Here is a 14,720-nt window from a genome sequence, read left to right on the forward strand (position 1 = left end):
TGTATAAGAGACAGCCCATAGACACCAGCCCATGCACTGTGCGCACACCCGTTCCGGACCGGCACGGCTCACGTCACACCCCGGGCAGGGGGCGATGGCGTCGCCGGCCGGCCCGTAGCCGGGCGCGCCGGCCGACGCCTTCACCGCCGAGCATCCGGGGGTGGCCCGCTCCCGTCCGCGTCGTCATCTCCGTCCTCGTCCGCGTCCTGACCCTTGGCCCGGACGTTCCTGGGAGTGGGTGCAGGGACGTTCCGCTGCTCTGCAGACCGCTCCCGTACTTCCTCGTCCGCCTCGGGGCTGTCGTTCTCGTCAGAGGTGCTCATGGCCCCATCCTCGCCCCATGCGTCGGGCCCGTCGCCTGCCACTGGGCCGATCGCACGACGCCGGCCGACCCGTCGTGCGGGACCGCGGGCACGGACCGGGGGCGAGGCTGTCCAGGACGGCCGGAGGCCTGCACGCAGCACTTCCCCAGGCGCCTCCGCCATCCGACACCTTCGAGCCCACCGGCGCAGGTCTGGGGACCGTAGACACCACGCCCTTCCGACCAAGGCCGCACGTCCCAGGTGTGGGCCGCCTCCCGAGGTCCCCGGTGATCCACCGAGGCAGACTGCAGGCATCACCCCGGGGCCGGGAAACGGACACCGCGAGATCACCCTCCTATCGGCCTAGGGCACCCGCTCCAGCGAGTGGACGAGGACACCGGAGATCGTCCTGGCCGACGGCTACACCGAGGCCATGAAACGGCACGGCCTCGGCGACGAGACGACGGTCTGCCGTACCGCCTGCTCCGACGAAGGCGGCTACAAAGCCGGCATGAGCCTGCTCACCGGTGAAGACCGGCCCACCGCCGCGCTGGGGTTGTCCTGCTGACGTGTCTCGTCCACATCACGGGACCAGCCATGCTGTCCCGTGCCCTTGCGGCGGCTCGGGCTCTGCCCCTGCGGCGGCTCGGACGATTGAGGTTCCCTCGCCATGGGGAGACCTGCCTGTTCGACGAGGGCAATGCCCGCACATCGCCGCAGTGAGTAAAATATCCTGCTTCATCCGTCATATATATGCTGCACCTACTCTGGGATGCCGTGTTTCCCCAAGGGGTGGACCGGCGCACCCCGAAGCACCCGCCCGTCCGCGCAGAGTGCGACCCGTGGCAGGGCCACTCCCAGGTCTGCTCCACCTTGCCTTTCAGGCAGGGTGGACGCTGCCGGGCAATTTGCGTGGGGCGGTTCAGATGCGTTGGGCACGATGGAGCAGGGTGCGCAGTCCGCAGTGCCCGAGCGCGGCCCGGGCGGCGTTCGCCCCGGGAGCACCGTGGACTCCTCCCCCGGGGTGGGCGGCCGCGGAGGCGAGGTAGAGGCCCTTGACGGGGGTCTCGGGGCGGCCTGTACCGGGGACGGGACGGAAGATCGCCTGCTGGTGCAGGGCGGTGGTGCCGTTGTTGATGGCGCCGTTGTGGAGGTTCTCGTCCATCGCCTGGAGCGTGGTGGGAGCCAGGATCCGGCGGGCGAGGATCCGTGTACGGAAGCCGGGCGCGAACCGTTCCACCTGGGCCTCGATACGGTCCGCCATGGCCTCCTGTTCGGCCGCGTCCCAGCGGCCGGTGATGCGGTCGGGGCCGGCGTCGGAGGTGATGTGCTGCGGAACATGGGTGTACGACCAGGCCGACTCCGTACCGGCCGGCGAGCGGCTGGGATCCGCGGTGGTCATCTGCCCGAACAGCGCGAACGGCTCGTCGGGGACCTGCCCCATGGCGATCTGCGAAGCAAACCGGGTCAAGCCGTCGACACCGTCGGCCACGTGGACCGTCCCTGCTCCGGCGGCTTGCGCGGCCGTCCACGGCACCGGGCCGGTCAGCGCCCAGTCGACCTTGAAGGTCGCGAAGTCCCACTGGAAACGTTCCAGGTCCCGCAGGAGGCGGCCGGGGAGATGTTCCTCGTCCACGAGCTCGCGGTACAGGACGGGCGCCGAAGTGTCCGCCAGCACGGCGCGCCGCGCGATGACGCTCTCCCCGCCGGCGGTCCTGACGCCCACGGCCCTGCCGCCTCGTACGGCAACGGACGCGACCCGCTCCCCGCAGCGCAGAACACCCCCACTGCGCTCCAGGCGGCTCACGAGCGCCGCGGTCAGGGCACCGGCTCCGCCGACGGGCACCGGGAAGCCATGGCTCTGGCCGACCATCGACATCAGCCAGCCGAATGCCCCACTGCCCGCCGCCTCGGGAGCCACGTCCGCGTGCAAGGCGTTCCCGGCCAGTAGAAGTCGACCGCCGTCGCCACGGAACTCCTCGTCGCCCAGGCGGCGTACCGGCAGTGCCAGGGTCCGCGCCAACCGCAGCCCGCCCGCGGCCCGGAATTTCGCCGCCAGGCGGAGCGCGGGGCGGACCGGGGGGAAGGGCGTGAACAGGGCTTGCACCAGGTCCGACCCGACGCGGCTCCACATTCCGTACATGTTCAGCCAGGCAGCACCGTCACCCGACGCGAACGCTTCCAACCCGGATACGGTCTCCTGCACACGCCGCTCCAGCAGGGCGCATCTGCCGTCCCGCAGCGGGTGGGCCACCACCGACGGGGCGTGACTCCAGCGCAGTCCCTCCGCGGCGAGATCGAAGCGGGCGAGGACCGGAGATACGGCGGCCAGAGGGTAGAAGGAGCTGAAGAGATCGGAGACGTATTCGGGGTGCACACCCCGGTCGCTGCGCACGGCCCCTCCAGGCTCCGGCTGTGCCTCCAGCACTTCCACGCTCCACCCGGCGTACGCCAGCAGATTGGCCGCCACCAGCCCGTTGGGACCCGCGCCGATCACCACTGCGTCAGGCATGCCGGGCCCCGGCGCACTCCTGCTCCACAAGGCCGGCCAATCGGCCCAGCATGCCCCGGTGCCGCAGCTGGAGCAACGCTTCACTCGCAGCGTTGTGGAGGGTGCTTCCCAGGCCACGCAGGGGGTGCTCGTCGCATACGACGAGGGTTTCCTCATCACCCCACTGTCTGAGCTGGAGGAAGATCCTCGCGGTGCCCAGCGACTTAAACGAGGCCTCCAGTTCCAGCTCTCGTCCGGATTCCTTGTGGCGGACGGTCGTCACGCCGTCGGCCGACCAGGGCCCCAGTCGCACGGTGTAGCGGAGCCGGGATCCCACATCGGGCCAGGCGTCGTCGAGGGGCGTGGACCCGGAGGGCCCCACCACCCACTCCCCGTACCTGGTCGGATCGGCAAGCACTGCCCAGACCGCAGGCACAGGACGCCGGACCAGCTGATGACGTACGGCCATGGAAGGAACCCCTTCTACCGGAATGGACGGTGTGCGGCACAGCCACGCCCTGCGGCACTCGGAACGCCTGCTCGTCCCCCGAACGATGCGTCTTCGCGAGCTGCTGCTGCTGCTTGGTCAGTGGAACAGCGTTCCATGCCGCAGAGGAACCGTTTCTCTCACTCAGTGTTCCGATATATCAGACCTATCGCCCGACTCTCCATGGTGCGCGCACTCGAATGCCCTCGCATCTCGCTTGCACCGGAGGAGAGTCCGACTTTCGGTGTGCACCTGGCGATCTTCGACTACGCCTGGGCCGAGGGCTCCGCCTGAGGCGTTGGGACGGGGTCCGGCCGCCGTGGAGGCGTGGGGGTCGTGCCCCCTCACCTCTCGAGCAAGCCCGTGCGCGGCGTGGTGAGCCGCTGGTCCCAGAACCTCGTAGCGTACGACCTGCTCGCGGACGGCGTCGGCCTCGACGAGGTCGGCGCAGAAGGACGCACTCGATGTGACCTGGCGTCACCTGGCCGAGGTGGCCAATCTGTCCTCGTCGTCGGTGCCGCATGTGCTGCGCGACACCCTGGCCTACTGGTCGGCTGCCGGACCGAGGTACGCCAGCCGCCCGACCGTTCTTGCCTGCCCTGGCCTGGCCGGTACCGGCCGTGCCGGGGGGCGCTCATGCGCTGCTGTGGTGGTGCATCAACTCCCTGGGACCCCGTTGGAACACCCGGGTGATCGTCGCATTCGGCCGGCCACTGGTGACGAGTCGCCCCTACTGGTGGCGGTGGCTACGGCATCCGAACTACGTGGCCGTCGTCGCAGAAGGCGTGGCCCTGCCGCTGGCGCACAGTGCCTGGGTCACCGCGGCCGGTGCGAATGACCTAACTCCGCCGTGCAGCAGTCTTCTTGGCGGTCGACTTCTTCGCTGGGGTCTTCTTCTTGCCCGTCGTTGTCTTCTTCGCAGGAGGCGACGACTTCTTCGCCGTCTTCCTCGCCGTCCGCGGCTCCGCAGCCTTCCTTGCCGGAGCCGCCTTCTTTGCCGCCGCCTTCTTTGCAGCCGCCTTCTCGGCCGCAGGCCGCTGCGCTGCCGCCTTCTTCCCCGACGCCCCCTCCCCAGCAGGAGTAGCCTTCTCGGCAGCAGACTTCTTCGCAGGAGGCGACGATTTCTTCGCCGTCTTCCTCGCCGTCCGCGACTCCGCAGCCTTCCTTGCCGGAGCCGCCTTCTTTGCCGCCGCCTTCTTGGCAGCCGCCTTCTCGGCCGCAGGCCGCTGCGCTGCCGCCTTCTTCCCCGACGCCCCCTCCCCAGCAGGAGCAGCCTTCTCGGCAGCCCCCTTGCGGGGATGGGGTTCGGTCGTCCGCTCGCTCGTAGCAGTGCCCTTGGGACCGCGGCGTCGCGGCCGCTCCGCCTCGGCCCCGCCCTCCGGCTCTTCCGGCTCTTCCGGCCCTTCCGGCTCCTGATCCTCTTCCCCCTCCCCCTCTTCGTCCTCGTTCTCCTTCCCCCCGCTCCGCGAGCGTTCACGGAGGGAATCGGCAAGGTCACCGAGGCGTCGATCGGCGGTAGCAGCAAGTGCTTTGCGTCCAGCGCCCAGCAGTTCGTCGCGCAGCTGCTCGCTCAGCTCGGCCACCCCTGGCACTTCTCCAAGTGTCTTCAGGCCCTCGGTCGCAAGCTGTCGAGGATCGAGTCCGAATTGCCGGCCGGCGAAATAGGTCGCTACAGCAAAGGCAAGACGTGCCTTCTTCGTACGCCCGAGCACATAGCCACCAGCGAGCCCAGCGGCGAGAGCGATCTTGGTCGTGTTTTTCATGAACCCGTTCCCTTCGGAAAGGGCGAGAAGGAAGGCTCCGGCATCCAAGCAGACACCCCCGGCCCGGTCGGCACGGTCGAGAAGGAGCGGAATCACACGCGCGGTGTCGCCGGCGCGGTGCGAGCGCGCGGCTGTCGGACACGGTCGCCGAGCGGGCTTCCGCAGAGCCACTCTCCACCAATGGGGGCTATGCCCCTATATGATGGAATTGTATGTTCGTGCGTGGCATCTGGCGCCCGATCCGACCACCGGAGAGATCATGGCCCCAGCAGAACCCGCCAAGCGACGTGCCGCCGGCAGCCGGAGCAGCAGCCGAAGTTCCGCCGATCCAAGCCGACGCCGTCCTGTTAAGCGCAACGCGGCCTGGGCCATGCGCACCGCGGCGGAACAGCTCACGGAGCTGCTCGGGCGGATTCCCGAGTCGGTCTCGGCACTGAAACCCACGAATGACGGATGGGAGGCCGACATCGAGGTACTCGAACTGGAACGCGTCCCCGAAACCACGAGCGTGATGGCCACCTACCGGGTCACGCTCGACGAAGAGGGCGATCTCGTGGCGTACGAGAGAACGCGCCGCTACACCCGGGGGCAAATCGACCGGCGGGGCTGAAAGTTGGCCGACGTGGCCGGCGAGGGAAGGAGGCACCATGACTGTGGTGCCGCAAGGTGGAGGCGGTGTCGCGCGGGGCGGTGGCGGCGGCAGTCTCTACGACGTCCTGGAGCTCATTCTTGATCGCGGACTCGTGATCGATGTCTTCATCCGCGTGTCGCTGGTGGGGATCGAGATCCTGAAGATTGACGCTCGCATCGTCGTGGCCAGCGTCGACACGTATTTGCGCTTTGCCGAGGCGTGCAACCGTCTCGATCTCGAATCCGGAAGAAAAGCACCTGCTCAGTTGACCGACATCGTCGGTGACACGATGGAGAGCGGAGCCAAGGGCAAGTCCAAGGGCGCCCTGACCGGCGCCGTGGAAGCGGTCACCGATTCACTCAAGGGCGTCACCGAACGTGACACCGGTGACGAGGAGGAGGACGAAGACGAGGACGCGGAAAGGGAACCCGTGGAGAGGCGACGACGTCCGGCTCGGCGTACTGCCTCTCGGCATGAGACGGGTTCGTCCCGCAAGAAGGAATGAGCCATGGCCGTATACATCTATTCCATCACGGGCAAGCAGCACCCTCTGCGCCTCGACGATCTGCACGGGGTCGGTGAGTCTCCGGCCGATCTTCGAGTTCTGAACGCCGGGCCACTGTGTGCCGTGGTCAGCGACGCGCCAGAGGATCTGCGTCCCAAGCGCCGTGACATCACTGCGCACCAAGAGGTGCAGGAGCGGCTCATGGCCGACGGCACCGTGCTGCCCCTGAGATTCGGCCTCATCGCAGCGGACGACGCGTCCGTCCAGGCCGTCCTGGAGGAGCGTGCCGAGGAATATACGAACAGGCTCGATGCGCTCGACGCTTGCGCTGAATACCACTTGAAGGCGTCACAGGACGAGGAAGCCCTGCTGCGCGAGATCCTCCTGGATTCGGCCGAGGCACGGCAGCTCAACGATGCGATCCGCGCGGGTACCGCGGATGCCGAGGCCCCCGTCAGGCTCGGCGAGCTGGTGGCCCAGGAGGTACAGGCACGCCAGGAGGCACTGGCCGCGGGTGTGATCGAGGCACTGCGCCCGCTCACCCGGGAGCTCGATTCCTCCCAGCCGACCGGATCGGACTTCCTGAGCGTCTCGTTCCTGGTGGCAGACGATCAGGAAGAGGCTTTCCTGACAACGGAGTTGAGTGTCGCCAACCAGCTGGGCGACGACTTCGAGTTCCGGCTCAACGGTCCCCTTCCTCCCTACAGCTTCGTCTGAGGAGTCCTCATGGGCCTGTTCACACAGCTCGTCACACTCCCCCTGGCGCCGGTGCGCGGAGTCGGGTGGGTCGTCGACCGCGTCCTGGAAGCAGCCGAGAACGAGTACTACGACCCGGCGCCCGTGCATCGCGGCCTCGCCGAGCTCGAACGGCAACTACTTGCGGGGGAGATCGACGAAGAGACGTTCGACAGGCGCGAGGACGAACTGCTCGACCGGCTGGACGAGATCCGGGCCCATGGGCAGGGCGGACAGCCCTGATCCGGCACGAGGGAACACGAGGCCAGCACCGTGACTGAACCTTTGGCCAACAGGCTCGGCTCCTACCCTTCCAGAGCAGCACCGCCGTACGGACAGGGCTCCTCCGCCAATCTCGCCGACATCCTTGAGCGGGTACTCGACAAGGGCATCGTGATCGCGGGCGACATTCAGATCAATCTCCTCGACATCGAATTGTTGACGATTAAGATCCGCCTTCTGGTCGCTTCGGTCGACAAGGCGAAGGAGATGGGGATCGACTGGTGGGAGCATGACCCCTCGCTGTCGTCACGGAGCAGGGCCGAGCCGCTGCCGTCACGGAGCAGGGGCGAGCGGTCACTCGCCGACGAGAACAGACAACTCCGGGCCGAGATCGATGCGTTGCGGCGGAACGAGGAGGCCATCCCCGAGGAGGAGGCCATCCCCGAGTACGAAGAAGAGCCGCGCGACGGGCGCCGCCGAGGACGTGCCCGCGATGAATGACCTGGTCACCTACGCATACGCCGTGGCACGCGCTGACGACATGCTGCACGTGCGCGCCGCCGTGCTCAAGGGAGTCGCCGACTCCCCGGTCCACCTCGTACCCGGCAGCCACGACGACACCCTGGTGCTCGTAGTGAGTCATGTACCCGCGCAGGACTTCCAGGAAGACGCCCTCAAACTACATCTCGAAGACCTGGATTGGCTCGAGGCGGTGGCGCGCGCGCACCACGGCGTCATCGAAGCCATGGCCGTGCACACCACCGTGCTCCCACTGCGCCTGGCAACGGTGTACCTCGACGACACCAGGGCTCGGGATGTCCTGGATGCCCGTCGGGCCCTCTTCGCGGAACGTCTGGCCCACCTGGCCGAGCACGTCGAATGGGGGGTCAAGATTCACGTCGAGCCGTCCTCGGCCCCAGCCGCGCCCGCTCCCCAGCGGGGGGAGGCCCTCTCCCCGGGGCGCGCCTACCTGCGCGACCGCAGGCAGCAGCAGAGCGTCCGGGACAGCGTCTACCAGGATGCCCGGCAGGCCGCCGAGACGATCGAGGCACTGGGGCGCAGATACGCCGTCGAGAGGGCCCGACACCGGGTGCAACAGGGTGTCCTCGCCGGCCCGGTGGGCGAGAACGTCGTCAACGACGCCTACCTCGTACCGAGGGAGCACTGCGAGAAGTTCCGGTCCGAGGTCCTGCATGCCGCTGACGGACTGCGGGGCGTCCGCATAGAGGTCACCGGCCCATGGGCGCCGTACTCCTTCGCCATGCCATCCGTGGTAGCCGACGACGCAGCGGCAGGTACGGAGCCATGACCACGCCCAGCCCGTCGTCCTCGGCCGAGCCACTGGCGCAGCGCCAGGTCGCTCTCATCGATCTGCTGGACCGCCTGCTGAGCGGTGGCGCCGTGCTCACCGGCGATGTGGTGCTGTCCATCGCCGACATCGATCTTGTGCGGGTTTCGCTGCGGGCTCTGATCGTCTCCATCAGCGCGCAGAACCCCTCACCCTGGGCAGAGACGATGTCGCCGCGAGGTACCCATGGCGGATGACGGGACGAGAAGCCCGACCCGCCGCCTTGACGAGGTCGCGGAGGCCGCCGAGCGGGCCTTCCGCCTCCTGCCCGCGGCGCCCGGCGAGCTGTCGATGTCCGGCGAACGGTCACGTTCGCCCGCCCGTCGGATCAGCTCCGATCCCGACACCGTGGAGCGGGACCTCATCCGCCTGGTCCTCACTCTGGTGGAACTGCTGCGCCAGCTCATGGAGCGCCAGGCGTTGCACCGCGTCGACCAGGGAGATCTCAGCGAAGAGCAGGAGGAACGGCTGGGAGCGACACTCATGATCCTGCATGACCGAATGAGCGAGCTGTGTACGCAGTACGGCCTGACCATGCAGGACCTCAACCTCGACCTCGGTCCGCTGGGCACACTACTGCCGCCGGGCGACTGAGGAGACCTCGCCGCGCAGACCTCCGAGCCGTTCTCGCTCTCAGCGCACCGTTCTCGCACCGGGCAAGAAGCATCGGTTCGCACGGCCGGTCCGGAGGGATACCGGACGGGAAGGCCGTCAAGCCACGCGGTGGGCCCGGTGGCGGACTGTGCGGAGGCAGACCGTGGCCGGGAGGCTGCTCAGGCTCGCGGACTCCCGGGCGTGGCGCAGCGCCTGCCGGCTCAGTTGCTGCACGGCCTTCGCCGGTTCGGCGTGTGCTTCGAGTTCTAGATTCACGCGCGCGACAGGTCGTGTGGGCCTGCCCGTCAGTCGTACGTGTGACTGCGCGATGCCATCCGTGGCTTCCGCCTCGGCAGACAGGGCAGTCTCCAGGGCACTCCCGAGCAGTCGTGCCGACTCCCCGTCATCGCTGTCGACGAGCGTCACGGCGAGGTGGTGCCTGCGCAGTTGGCTCAGCAGCCACCACAGCAGAAGGATCAGCAGCAGGCTCAGTACGGCGATGACAACGGGCCACCACCACCAGTCGTCCTGGAACCGGGTGCGCCCCTCGGCTCCGATCACCACGTCCCGAGGTCCCCGGAAGGGCCACCACGTGGGCACTTCGAAGTCCCACCGGCGCTGGAGGTCCAATCCACCGAGCAACACCGCAGCGCCCAGCGCGAACAGGCCGGCACCGATCAGCCCCAGGAGCACCCGGTTGACCGTCCTGACCATGTGACATCACCTCTTCCTCGGGCGCCGGACACGGAGGGACAGCGCTGGTGTGCGCGCGAGGCCGAGTTGCCGCACGCCGTTCTCCAGTGCCGTTTCCAGGTCGGCCCGGACCTCTTCGAGATCGCGGAAGTGGGACCGCACCCTTGCTCTTATCCTGTGGCGACCCACATCGACCCGGGCCGACTGAACGCCCGCTATCTCCATGGCCCGGTCGCGCAGTATGAGTGCGGCGGCGGAGCGGTCGAGTCCGGCCCGAACCTCGCCGGCGCGCCCGTCAGCGGGCGGCTGCATCGGCAGCAGCCGGCGTAGCCCGGGGGTCACCGCGAGGATCAGCAGCACCAGGCCGACGGTCATCGCCAGCGCGGCACCACCGATCATCCAGCCGGTCCCGAGGGGGCGGGTCGCCAATTCGTCAGCCAGACGGCGCCGCCAGCTCATCGCGGGCCGGCCGGCCCGGACGGCCACCACGTCGTACAGAAGGAGTCCGGTGCCCGCAGCGGCAAGCAAGGCCACGATGGCGGCAGGCACACGCCGTGCGGACCAGAACCGGCGCACATGCTGGCCACGACCAGAAGCCGGTACGCCCGGTCCGGGCCGGTCCGCCCTGGTGGCACGGTCCTCCTCGGTCTCGCTGCTCGTCACACGCTGGGTGGCAGCCTCCGCGTTCCCTTCTCTCACCTCGTCCTCCCCGTGATCACTCCCCGCGAGTGCCTCGGGTACAGCCGCTCGACCGTTACTACGACCTCCTGCACTTTCATGCCTGCCAGCCGGCTCACCTGATTGCTGACCGCGCGACGGACTGCGCCGCATTGGCCGCCGATGTCGGACGGATACCCCAGCTCCAGCCCGATGCGCACCCCCGCCTGACCAAACGCTTCCTCCCTGTCAGGCGCGGGACGTACCGACACACTCGCACGCGGCCTCGACTGGCCGCGAGGAGCGGACGGTTCGGATCCGCCGGAACTGCGCAAGGCCTCACACGCCGCTTGGGCGGCAATCTTCGCGACGACTCGATCGGCAACGCGGGTCGCACCACGAGCGCCTCTGGGCAGCCGCGAGGAGGCGGTCTCTGGCTGCGACACGGTTCACCGCCGCCGGTCTACGCGATCACGAGTCCGGACGAAGTGTCCGACTTCAAGGTCGCCTTCCAGCAGCCGCCCGGCGACGAAACCGACGGCGCCGAGCGCGGCTACCAGGAGAAATGCTCCGAAGCCGCCGAAATAGCCGGCGAAGCCAAGCCCCATTCCGGCAATCAACCCCAGCGCGGCCATACTCATCACGGCCTCCTCAGTGGTTCATCAGGCCGCCTATTGCAGCCGCGGCTGTTCTTCCTCTGCGTCCTCTTCATCGGGAAGCTTCACGTCGCTGACCGCGATGTTGACTTCAACGACTTCCAGGCTCGTCATCCACTCGACGGCCGAGATCACGCTCTCTCGCACGGCGCCCGCCACATCCGCGACCGAGACCCCGTAGTCGACGACGATTTCCAGGTCAATGGCCGTCTGAGTCTCACCCACTTCGACCTTGACGCCGCGGGAGACGGACTTGCTGGTACCGGGCACGCGTTCCCGCGCGGCACCCAAGGCCCTGGAAACCCCGCTGCCCATCGCGTGAACTCCGACCACGTCGCGGGCGGCTATCCCGGCAATCTTCTCGACGACACCATCGGCGATGGTGGTCCGGCCCCGAGTGCCGGGGTCTCCACGCCCCGCCACAGCGTTCTTCCTGGCGGTTCCCTCCGCGACATCCGCTCCGAACGACCCGGGCTGGTTCTGCTGTCCCGTTTCGGTCATAACCGTCGCCCCTTCTCAGATGAAGTACCCTTTAGCCGACTTCCCACGTTAAGGTCCATTAGTCGCCAATATGGGCACATGGGGCACATCTAGCTCTCTCCACGCTCCGCGAGGGCGTCAGGACTGGGCAGCACCAGAGCGACTCGACGGCCTGGACACGACACGGAATTCGGGGTGATGACCAATGGCGCCCGAGAGGCAGACGGCAACCATGCGGCAGGTCGGCCTCGGCCGCCTGCTCCCGCTCGGCAGGCTCGAGCACGGCACCTGGATCACCGAGAGCGCCGCGTGCGGGGTGCTGAGCCGTGCCACCAACGGCCTATCCGGAATCCGAGTGGGCACAATGCGCATCCGCCTGGTGGACCCGCAAGCAGCGTCGGAGCCTTCCGTTCCTGCACCCTTCACCGCGCTCCCGCCAGGACTGCTGCGCATCGAGGCGGAATTCTCCGCCCCCGCCTCCCAGCCCCTGCCAGACTCCGCGGAGGGGCTGCGCGAGGCACTGTTCACAGCGGCAAGCGAGCGCCTCGGACTGGAGGCTGGTGCGATCGACCTGCACGTGACAAACCTGCTGGAGAACCCGACCCCGAAGGCCGGGCCGCGCCCCGACACCACTTTCCCGCCGCCCATGCCGGAACCAGGCACCCCGGGTCGCAGCCACCAGGGCCATGCGTGCATCGCCGGTCAGCAAGCCAGCACGAGCACCGGCCACAGGCTGGCCGCTCTGGCAGCGGCCGTACCAGGCGTGAGCCTCATGCCCGGCCTTGCCGGAACGCCCATGCCTCGCATCGGGCAAACCTCTGCCCCCTCTGTCCGCATCACGGACAGCAACGATCCCCCTGGCCGACACGTCCAGATCGAGTTGGCGACCGACGAGACGCATCGCGCCCTCGATGTCGCGCTGTCCGTCCGCACGGCCGTGGCCACGGCGGCGACGGCCGACGCTCCTGGTCCTGTGACGGTCGCCATCCTCGTCACAGCAATTGAACCTGCCAAGGAATGACGAACGTCGACAAGGCCCGCTACCTCGACCTCGCACCGTTGCCCTTTTCACCCTCGTCCTCTTCGTCCTCTTCGTACTCCTCGTCCTCGTCCTCCTCGCTCTGGTCCTGGTCCTCGCCCTCGACCTGGTCCTGGTCCTGGTCCTCGACCTCGTCCTCGTAGTTCTCGTAGTTCTCGTCGTCCTCGTCGTCCTCGTAGTTCTCGTCGTCCTCGTCTTCGGGGTATTCGTCCTCAGCGCCTTCCTCGTCGGCGGCCTGCTCCTGCTCCTCCTCGTCGGCAGCCTGCTCCTGCTCCTCTTCCTCAATGGCCTCCTCGTGAGTGCGCACCACCTCCCCGTCACGCACCTCCCCGCGCCAACCCTCCGGTTCCTGGTCGGTCAGAGTGACGTAGCGTTGGAAGTTCTTGAAGTCCAGCCGCAAGCGACGTCCTTGAGCCCGCCAAATGTTGCCGGTCTTCTCGAACAATCCGGAGGGGTAATACTCGACGACGAGCACGATGCGGGTGAGCGTGGGGGTCAACTCGTGAAAGCTGACGCAGCCACGAGTGGTGCCCTTGGCGCCCTCCGAGGTCCACACGATTCGTTCGTCCGGCACCTGTTCCTGGACCGTCGCCTTCCAACCTCGGGTCGACGGGCCCACCTTGACCTTCCAGTCGCTGTCGGTGTCCTTGCCCTTTGACACACTGCGGACACCTTTGGTGAAGGTGCTGAACTTCTCGTACTGAGTCCAGTGGTCGTAGGCCGTACGAAGCGGTATCCCGACGTCCAGTACTTCGATGATGTTCATGACCTTGGGGGTGCCGGACCCACGGCCTTTTCCGCCTCCCCCGCCGCCGAACGCCCCCTTGACCTTGTCGACTACGTTGTCCTTGATGCTTTTGGCCTTCTCGCCGATCAGAGCCTTGACCGGTGAGTCACCTTGAAGCATACGCAGACCCGCCTTGGGGAGGACGCCGCCGCTTTCCGCGACGTCTGTGAGTCCGTCGGTGATGTCACCCAGTTTGTCGCCGGCCTTGTCGGCCAGGTTTCCTATCTGTGCTCCCAGGAAGCTCATGAACTCGTCGCGCAGCCGGTCCAAGCCCGAGCCCTGATCGCTTTCGGTGTCGCGTGTTGTGCTGGGCATGGGTTCACCTCCGCCGTGCGGTTGCCTTCCTCGCGGGCGTGGCCTTCTTGGCAGCCGTCTTCTTCGCGGGCGCTGAAGACCTCTTCGCCGGGGACGACTTCTTCGCGGGCGCCGTCTTCTTCGCAGCCGCCTTCTTCGCAGGGGCCGGGGACGACTTCTTCGCGCGTGCTGCCTTCTTGGCGGCTGTCTTGCGCGCAGGTGCCTTTTGGGTGGCAGCCGGCTGTCGCGCTTCACGCCGACGCCTGGGAGCAGGCTCTTCCCTCTCTTCCTCTTCCGGTTCCTCCTCTTCTTCCGGCTCTTCCTCCTCGTCCTCTTCGTACTCTCCCTCGGGCTCCTCCTCTTCCTCCTCTTCCTCCTCTTCCTCGTCGTACTCGCCCTCGGGCTCCTTCCCGTTCTCTTCTCCTTCTTCCTCTTCCTCCTCGGGCTCTTCCTCCTCCGGCTCTTCCTCCTCGCCCGCTTCGTACTCGCCCTCGGAATCCCCCTCTTCTTCCTCACCCTTGCTGCCTATGCGGGCCGTGCGTTCGTGGAGCGAGTCAGCCAACTCGGAGAGTTTGCGGTCGGCCAAAGCACCCATCGCCTTGCGTCCGGCCTCGAGTACCTGACCGCGCAGCTGCTCGTTGAGCTCCTCGAACTGAGGAAGCTCGCGCAGCTTCTTGACCCCTTCCGTCAGCAGCTGTTGTGGCTCCAACCCGAACCGACGGCCGGCCAGGTAAGTTGCCATCGCGAAGGCAGCCTTTCCCTTTTTCGTTCGGCCGAGGACATACCCCCCGGCAACCGCGGCGGCAAGAGCGACCTTGGATACATCATTCATCAGCTTTCCCTTCGAAGGGCTGCCGAGCAGCCTTTCCGCCTGGCGCGCGTGCTGGCCTCAGATGAGCCAAGTGCCGCCTGGACAGAGCTTTTCATTGAAGCAGCGACCAGTGGCGCGCTGACCATACCGGCCCCTTCTTCCAAGTCTGGGCCGTGCTTCCAGTGGTCGCATGCGGAGGGCAGTAGGCCACCGGTTGGACATTGA

The 14,720-nt window shown here is 67.6% G+C and carries 20 protein-coding genes and 1 pseudogene; 11 read left to right on the forward strand and 10 right to left on the reverse strand.

Annotation, left to right across the window (positions count from 1 at the left end):
* Positions 1–140: 140 nt before the first annotated feature.
* The gene (locus tag FNH09_RS14285; protein ID WP_152887800.1) at positions 141–323 is read right to left on the reverse strand and encodes a hypothetical protein; all 183 of its coding nucleotides are present in this window, start codon (positions 321–323) and stop codon (positions 141–143) included.
* A 412-nt stretch (positions 324–735) separates the two neighbouring features.
* Between FNH09_RS14285 and FNH09_RS49480 the strand changes: the two genes are divergently transcribed.
* On the forward strand, positions 736–870 hold the full coding sequence (locus FNH09_RS49480) for a hypothetical protein (protein ID WP_274390223.1): 135 nt from the start codon (positions 736–738) through the stop codon (positions 868–870).
* Between the two features lie 354 nt (positions 871–1,224).
* Here FNH09_RS49480 and FNH09_RS14290 read toward each other — a convergent pair whose 3' ends face one another.
* Both FNH09_RS14290 and FNH09_RS14295 read right to left on the reverse strand, forming a co-directional pair.
* A complete protein-coding gene (locus FNH09_RS14290) occupies positions 1,225–2,814 on the reverse strand; it encodes a phytoene desaturase family protein (protein WP_152887802.1) in 1,590 nt (529 codons plus the stop codon).
* The gene (locus FNH09_RS14295; protein WP_338017571.1) at positions 2,807–3,211 is read right to left on the reverse strand and encodes an SRPBCC family protein; all 405 of its coding nucleotides are present in this window, start codon (positions 3,209–3,211) and stop codon (positions 2,807–2,809) included. The genes FNH09_RS14290 and FNH09_RS14295 overlap by 8 nt, the downstream gene beginning before the upstream one ends.
* A gap of 588 nt (positions 3,212–3,799) precedes the next feature.
* Between FNH09_RS14295 and FNH09_RS14300 the strand changes: the two are divergent.
* Positions 3,800–4,104 (forward strand): annotated as a pseudogene (locus FNH09_RS14300) (isoprenylcysteine carboxylmethyltransferase family protein); the annotation flags it as partial.
* 15 nt (positions 4,105–4,119) lie between these two features.
* On the opposite strand, the gene FNH09_RS14305 reads toward FNH09_RS14300, so the two are convergent.
* On the reverse strand, positions 4,120–5,043 hold the full coding sequence (locus FNH09_RS14305; RefSeq protein WP_152887806.1) for a histone protein: 924 nt from the start codon (positions 5,041–5,043) through the stop codon (positions 4,120–4,122).
* A gap of 259 nt (positions 5,044–5,302) precedes the next feature.
* Between FNH09_RS14305 and FNH09_RS14310 the strand changes: the two genes are divergently transcribed.
* Genes FNH09_RS14310 through FNH09_RS14345 form a run of 8 tightly spaced genes read left to right on the forward strand, consistent with a single transcriptional unit; the run spans position 5,303 to position 9,078 of the window.
* Entirely contained in the window at positions 5,303–5,653 is a 351-nt protein-coding gene (locus FNH09_RS14310) for a gas vesicle protein GvpO (protein WP_152887874.1), read from the forward strand.
* Between the two features lie 37 nt (positions 5,654–5,690).
* Positions 5,691–6,179: a gas vesicle structural protein GvpA gene (locus FNH09_RS14315; protein WP_152887808.1), complete on the forward strand. Its 489-nt coding sequence runs from the start codon at positions 5,691–5,693 to the stop codon at positions 6,177–6,179.
* Between the two features lie 3 nt (positions 6,180–6,182).
* Entirely contained in the window at positions 6,183–6,896 is a 714-nt protein-coding gene (locus FNH09_RS14320; RefSeq protein ID WP_152887810.1) for a GvpL/GvpF family gas vesicle protein, read from the forward strand.
* A gap of 9 nt (positions 6,897–6,905) precedes the next feature.
* Positions 6,906–7,157: a gas vesicle protein GvpG gene (locus FNH09_RS14325; protein ID WP_152887812.1), complete on the forward strand. Its 252-nt coding sequence runs from the start codon at positions 6,906–6,908 to the stop codon at positions 7,155–7,157.
* Between the two features lie 30 nt (positions 7,158–7,187).
* Entirely contained in the window at positions 7,188–7,637 is a 450-nt protein-coding gene (locus FNH09_RS14330) for a gas vesicle protein GvpJ (RefSeq protein ID WP_162468577.1), read from the forward strand.
* Positions 7,630–8,445, forward strand: a complete 816-nt coding sequence (locus FNH09_RS14335; RefSeq protein ID WP_152887814.1) for a GvpL/GvpF family gas vesicle protein — start codon at positions 7,630–7,632, stop codon at positions 8,443–8,445. The genes FNH09_RS14330 and FNH09_RS14335 overlap by 8 nt, the downstream gene beginning before the upstream one ends.
* On the forward strand, positions 8,442–8,681 hold the full coding sequence (locus FNH09_RS14340; RefSeq protein ID WP_152887816.1) for a gas vesicle protein: 240 nt from the start codon (positions 8,442–8,444) through the stop codon (positions 8,679–8,681). The genes FNH09_RS14335 and FNH09_RS14340 overlap by 4 nt, the downstream gene beginning before the upstream one ends.
* On the forward strand, positions 8,671–9,078 hold the full coding sequence (locus tag FNH09_RS14345) for a gas vesicle protein K (RefSeq protein WP_152887819.1): 408 nt from the start codon (positions 8,671–8,673) through the stop codon (positions 9,076–9,078). Before FNH09_RS14340 ends, FNH09_RS14345 begins: the two co-directional genes overlap by 11 nt.
* Before the next feature lie 117 nt (positions 9,079–9,195).
* Here FNH09_RS14345 and FNH09_RS14350 read toward each other — a convergent pair whose 3' ends face one another.
* The 4 genes from FNH09_RS14350 to FNH09_RS14370 form a co-directional block, all read right to left on the reverse strand.
* Positions 9,196–9,792, reverse strand: a complete 597-nt coding sequence (locus FNH09_RS14350; RefSeq protein ID WP_152887821.1) for an alkaline shock response membrane anchor protein AmaP — start codon at positions 9,790–9,792, stop codon at positions 9,196–9,198.
* A 6-nt stretch (positions 9,793–9,798) separates the two neighbouring features.
* Positions 9,799–10,470: a DUF6286 domain-containing protein gene (locus tag FNH09_RS14355; protein ID WP_420802754.1), complete on the reverse strand. Its 672-nt coding sequence runs from the start codon at positions 10,468–10,470 to the stop codon at positions 9,799–9,801.
* 407 nt (positions 10,471–10,877) lie between these two features.
* On the reverse strand, positions 10,878–11,069 hold the full coding sequence (locus tag FNH09_RS14365; protein ID WP_152887823.1) for a hypothetical protein: 192 nt from the start codon (positions 11,067–11,069) through the stop codon (positions 10,878–10,880).
* A 30-nt stretch (positions 11,070–11,099) separates the two neighbouring features.
* Complete coding sequence (locus tag FNH09_RS14370) at positions 11,100–11,585, reverse strand: Asp23/Gls24 family envelope stress response protein (protein WP_152887825.1); 486 nt, start codon at positions 11,583–11,585, stop codon at positions 11,100–11,102.
* 211 nt (positions 11,586–11,796) lie between these two features.
* On the opposite strand from FNH09_RS14370, the gene FNH09_RS14375 reads away from it, so the two are divergent.
* Complete coding sequence (locus FNH09_RS14375) at positions 11,797–12,585, forward strand: nucleopolyhedrovirus P10 family protein (RefSeq protein WP_238426672.1); 789 nt, start codon at positions 11,797–11,799, stop codon at positions 12,583–12,585.
* Positions 12,586–12,604: 19 nt separating this feature from the next.
* On the opposite strand, the gene FNH09_RS14380 is transcribed toward FNH09_RS14375, so the two are convergent.
* A complete protein-coding gene (locus FNH09_RS14380) occupies positions 12,605–13,705 on the reverse strand; it encodes an SRPBCC family protein (protein WP_152887829.1) in 1,101 nt (366 codons plus the stop codon).
* A gap of 4 nt (positions 13,706–13,709) precedes the next feature.
* On the reverse strand, positions 13,710–14,516 hold the full coding sequence (locus FNH09_RS46695) for a histone protein (protein WP_156110818.1): 807 nt from the start codon (positions 14,514–14,516) through the stop codon (positions 13,710–13,712).
* Positions 14,517–14,720 lie beyond the last annotated feature (204 nt).

It is taken from the genome of Streptomyces adustus, from assembly GCF_009377175.1.
Taxonomy (GTDB): domain Bacteria; phylum Actinomycetota; class Actinomycetes; order Streptomycetales; family Streptomycetaceae; genus Streptomyces; species Streptomyces adustus.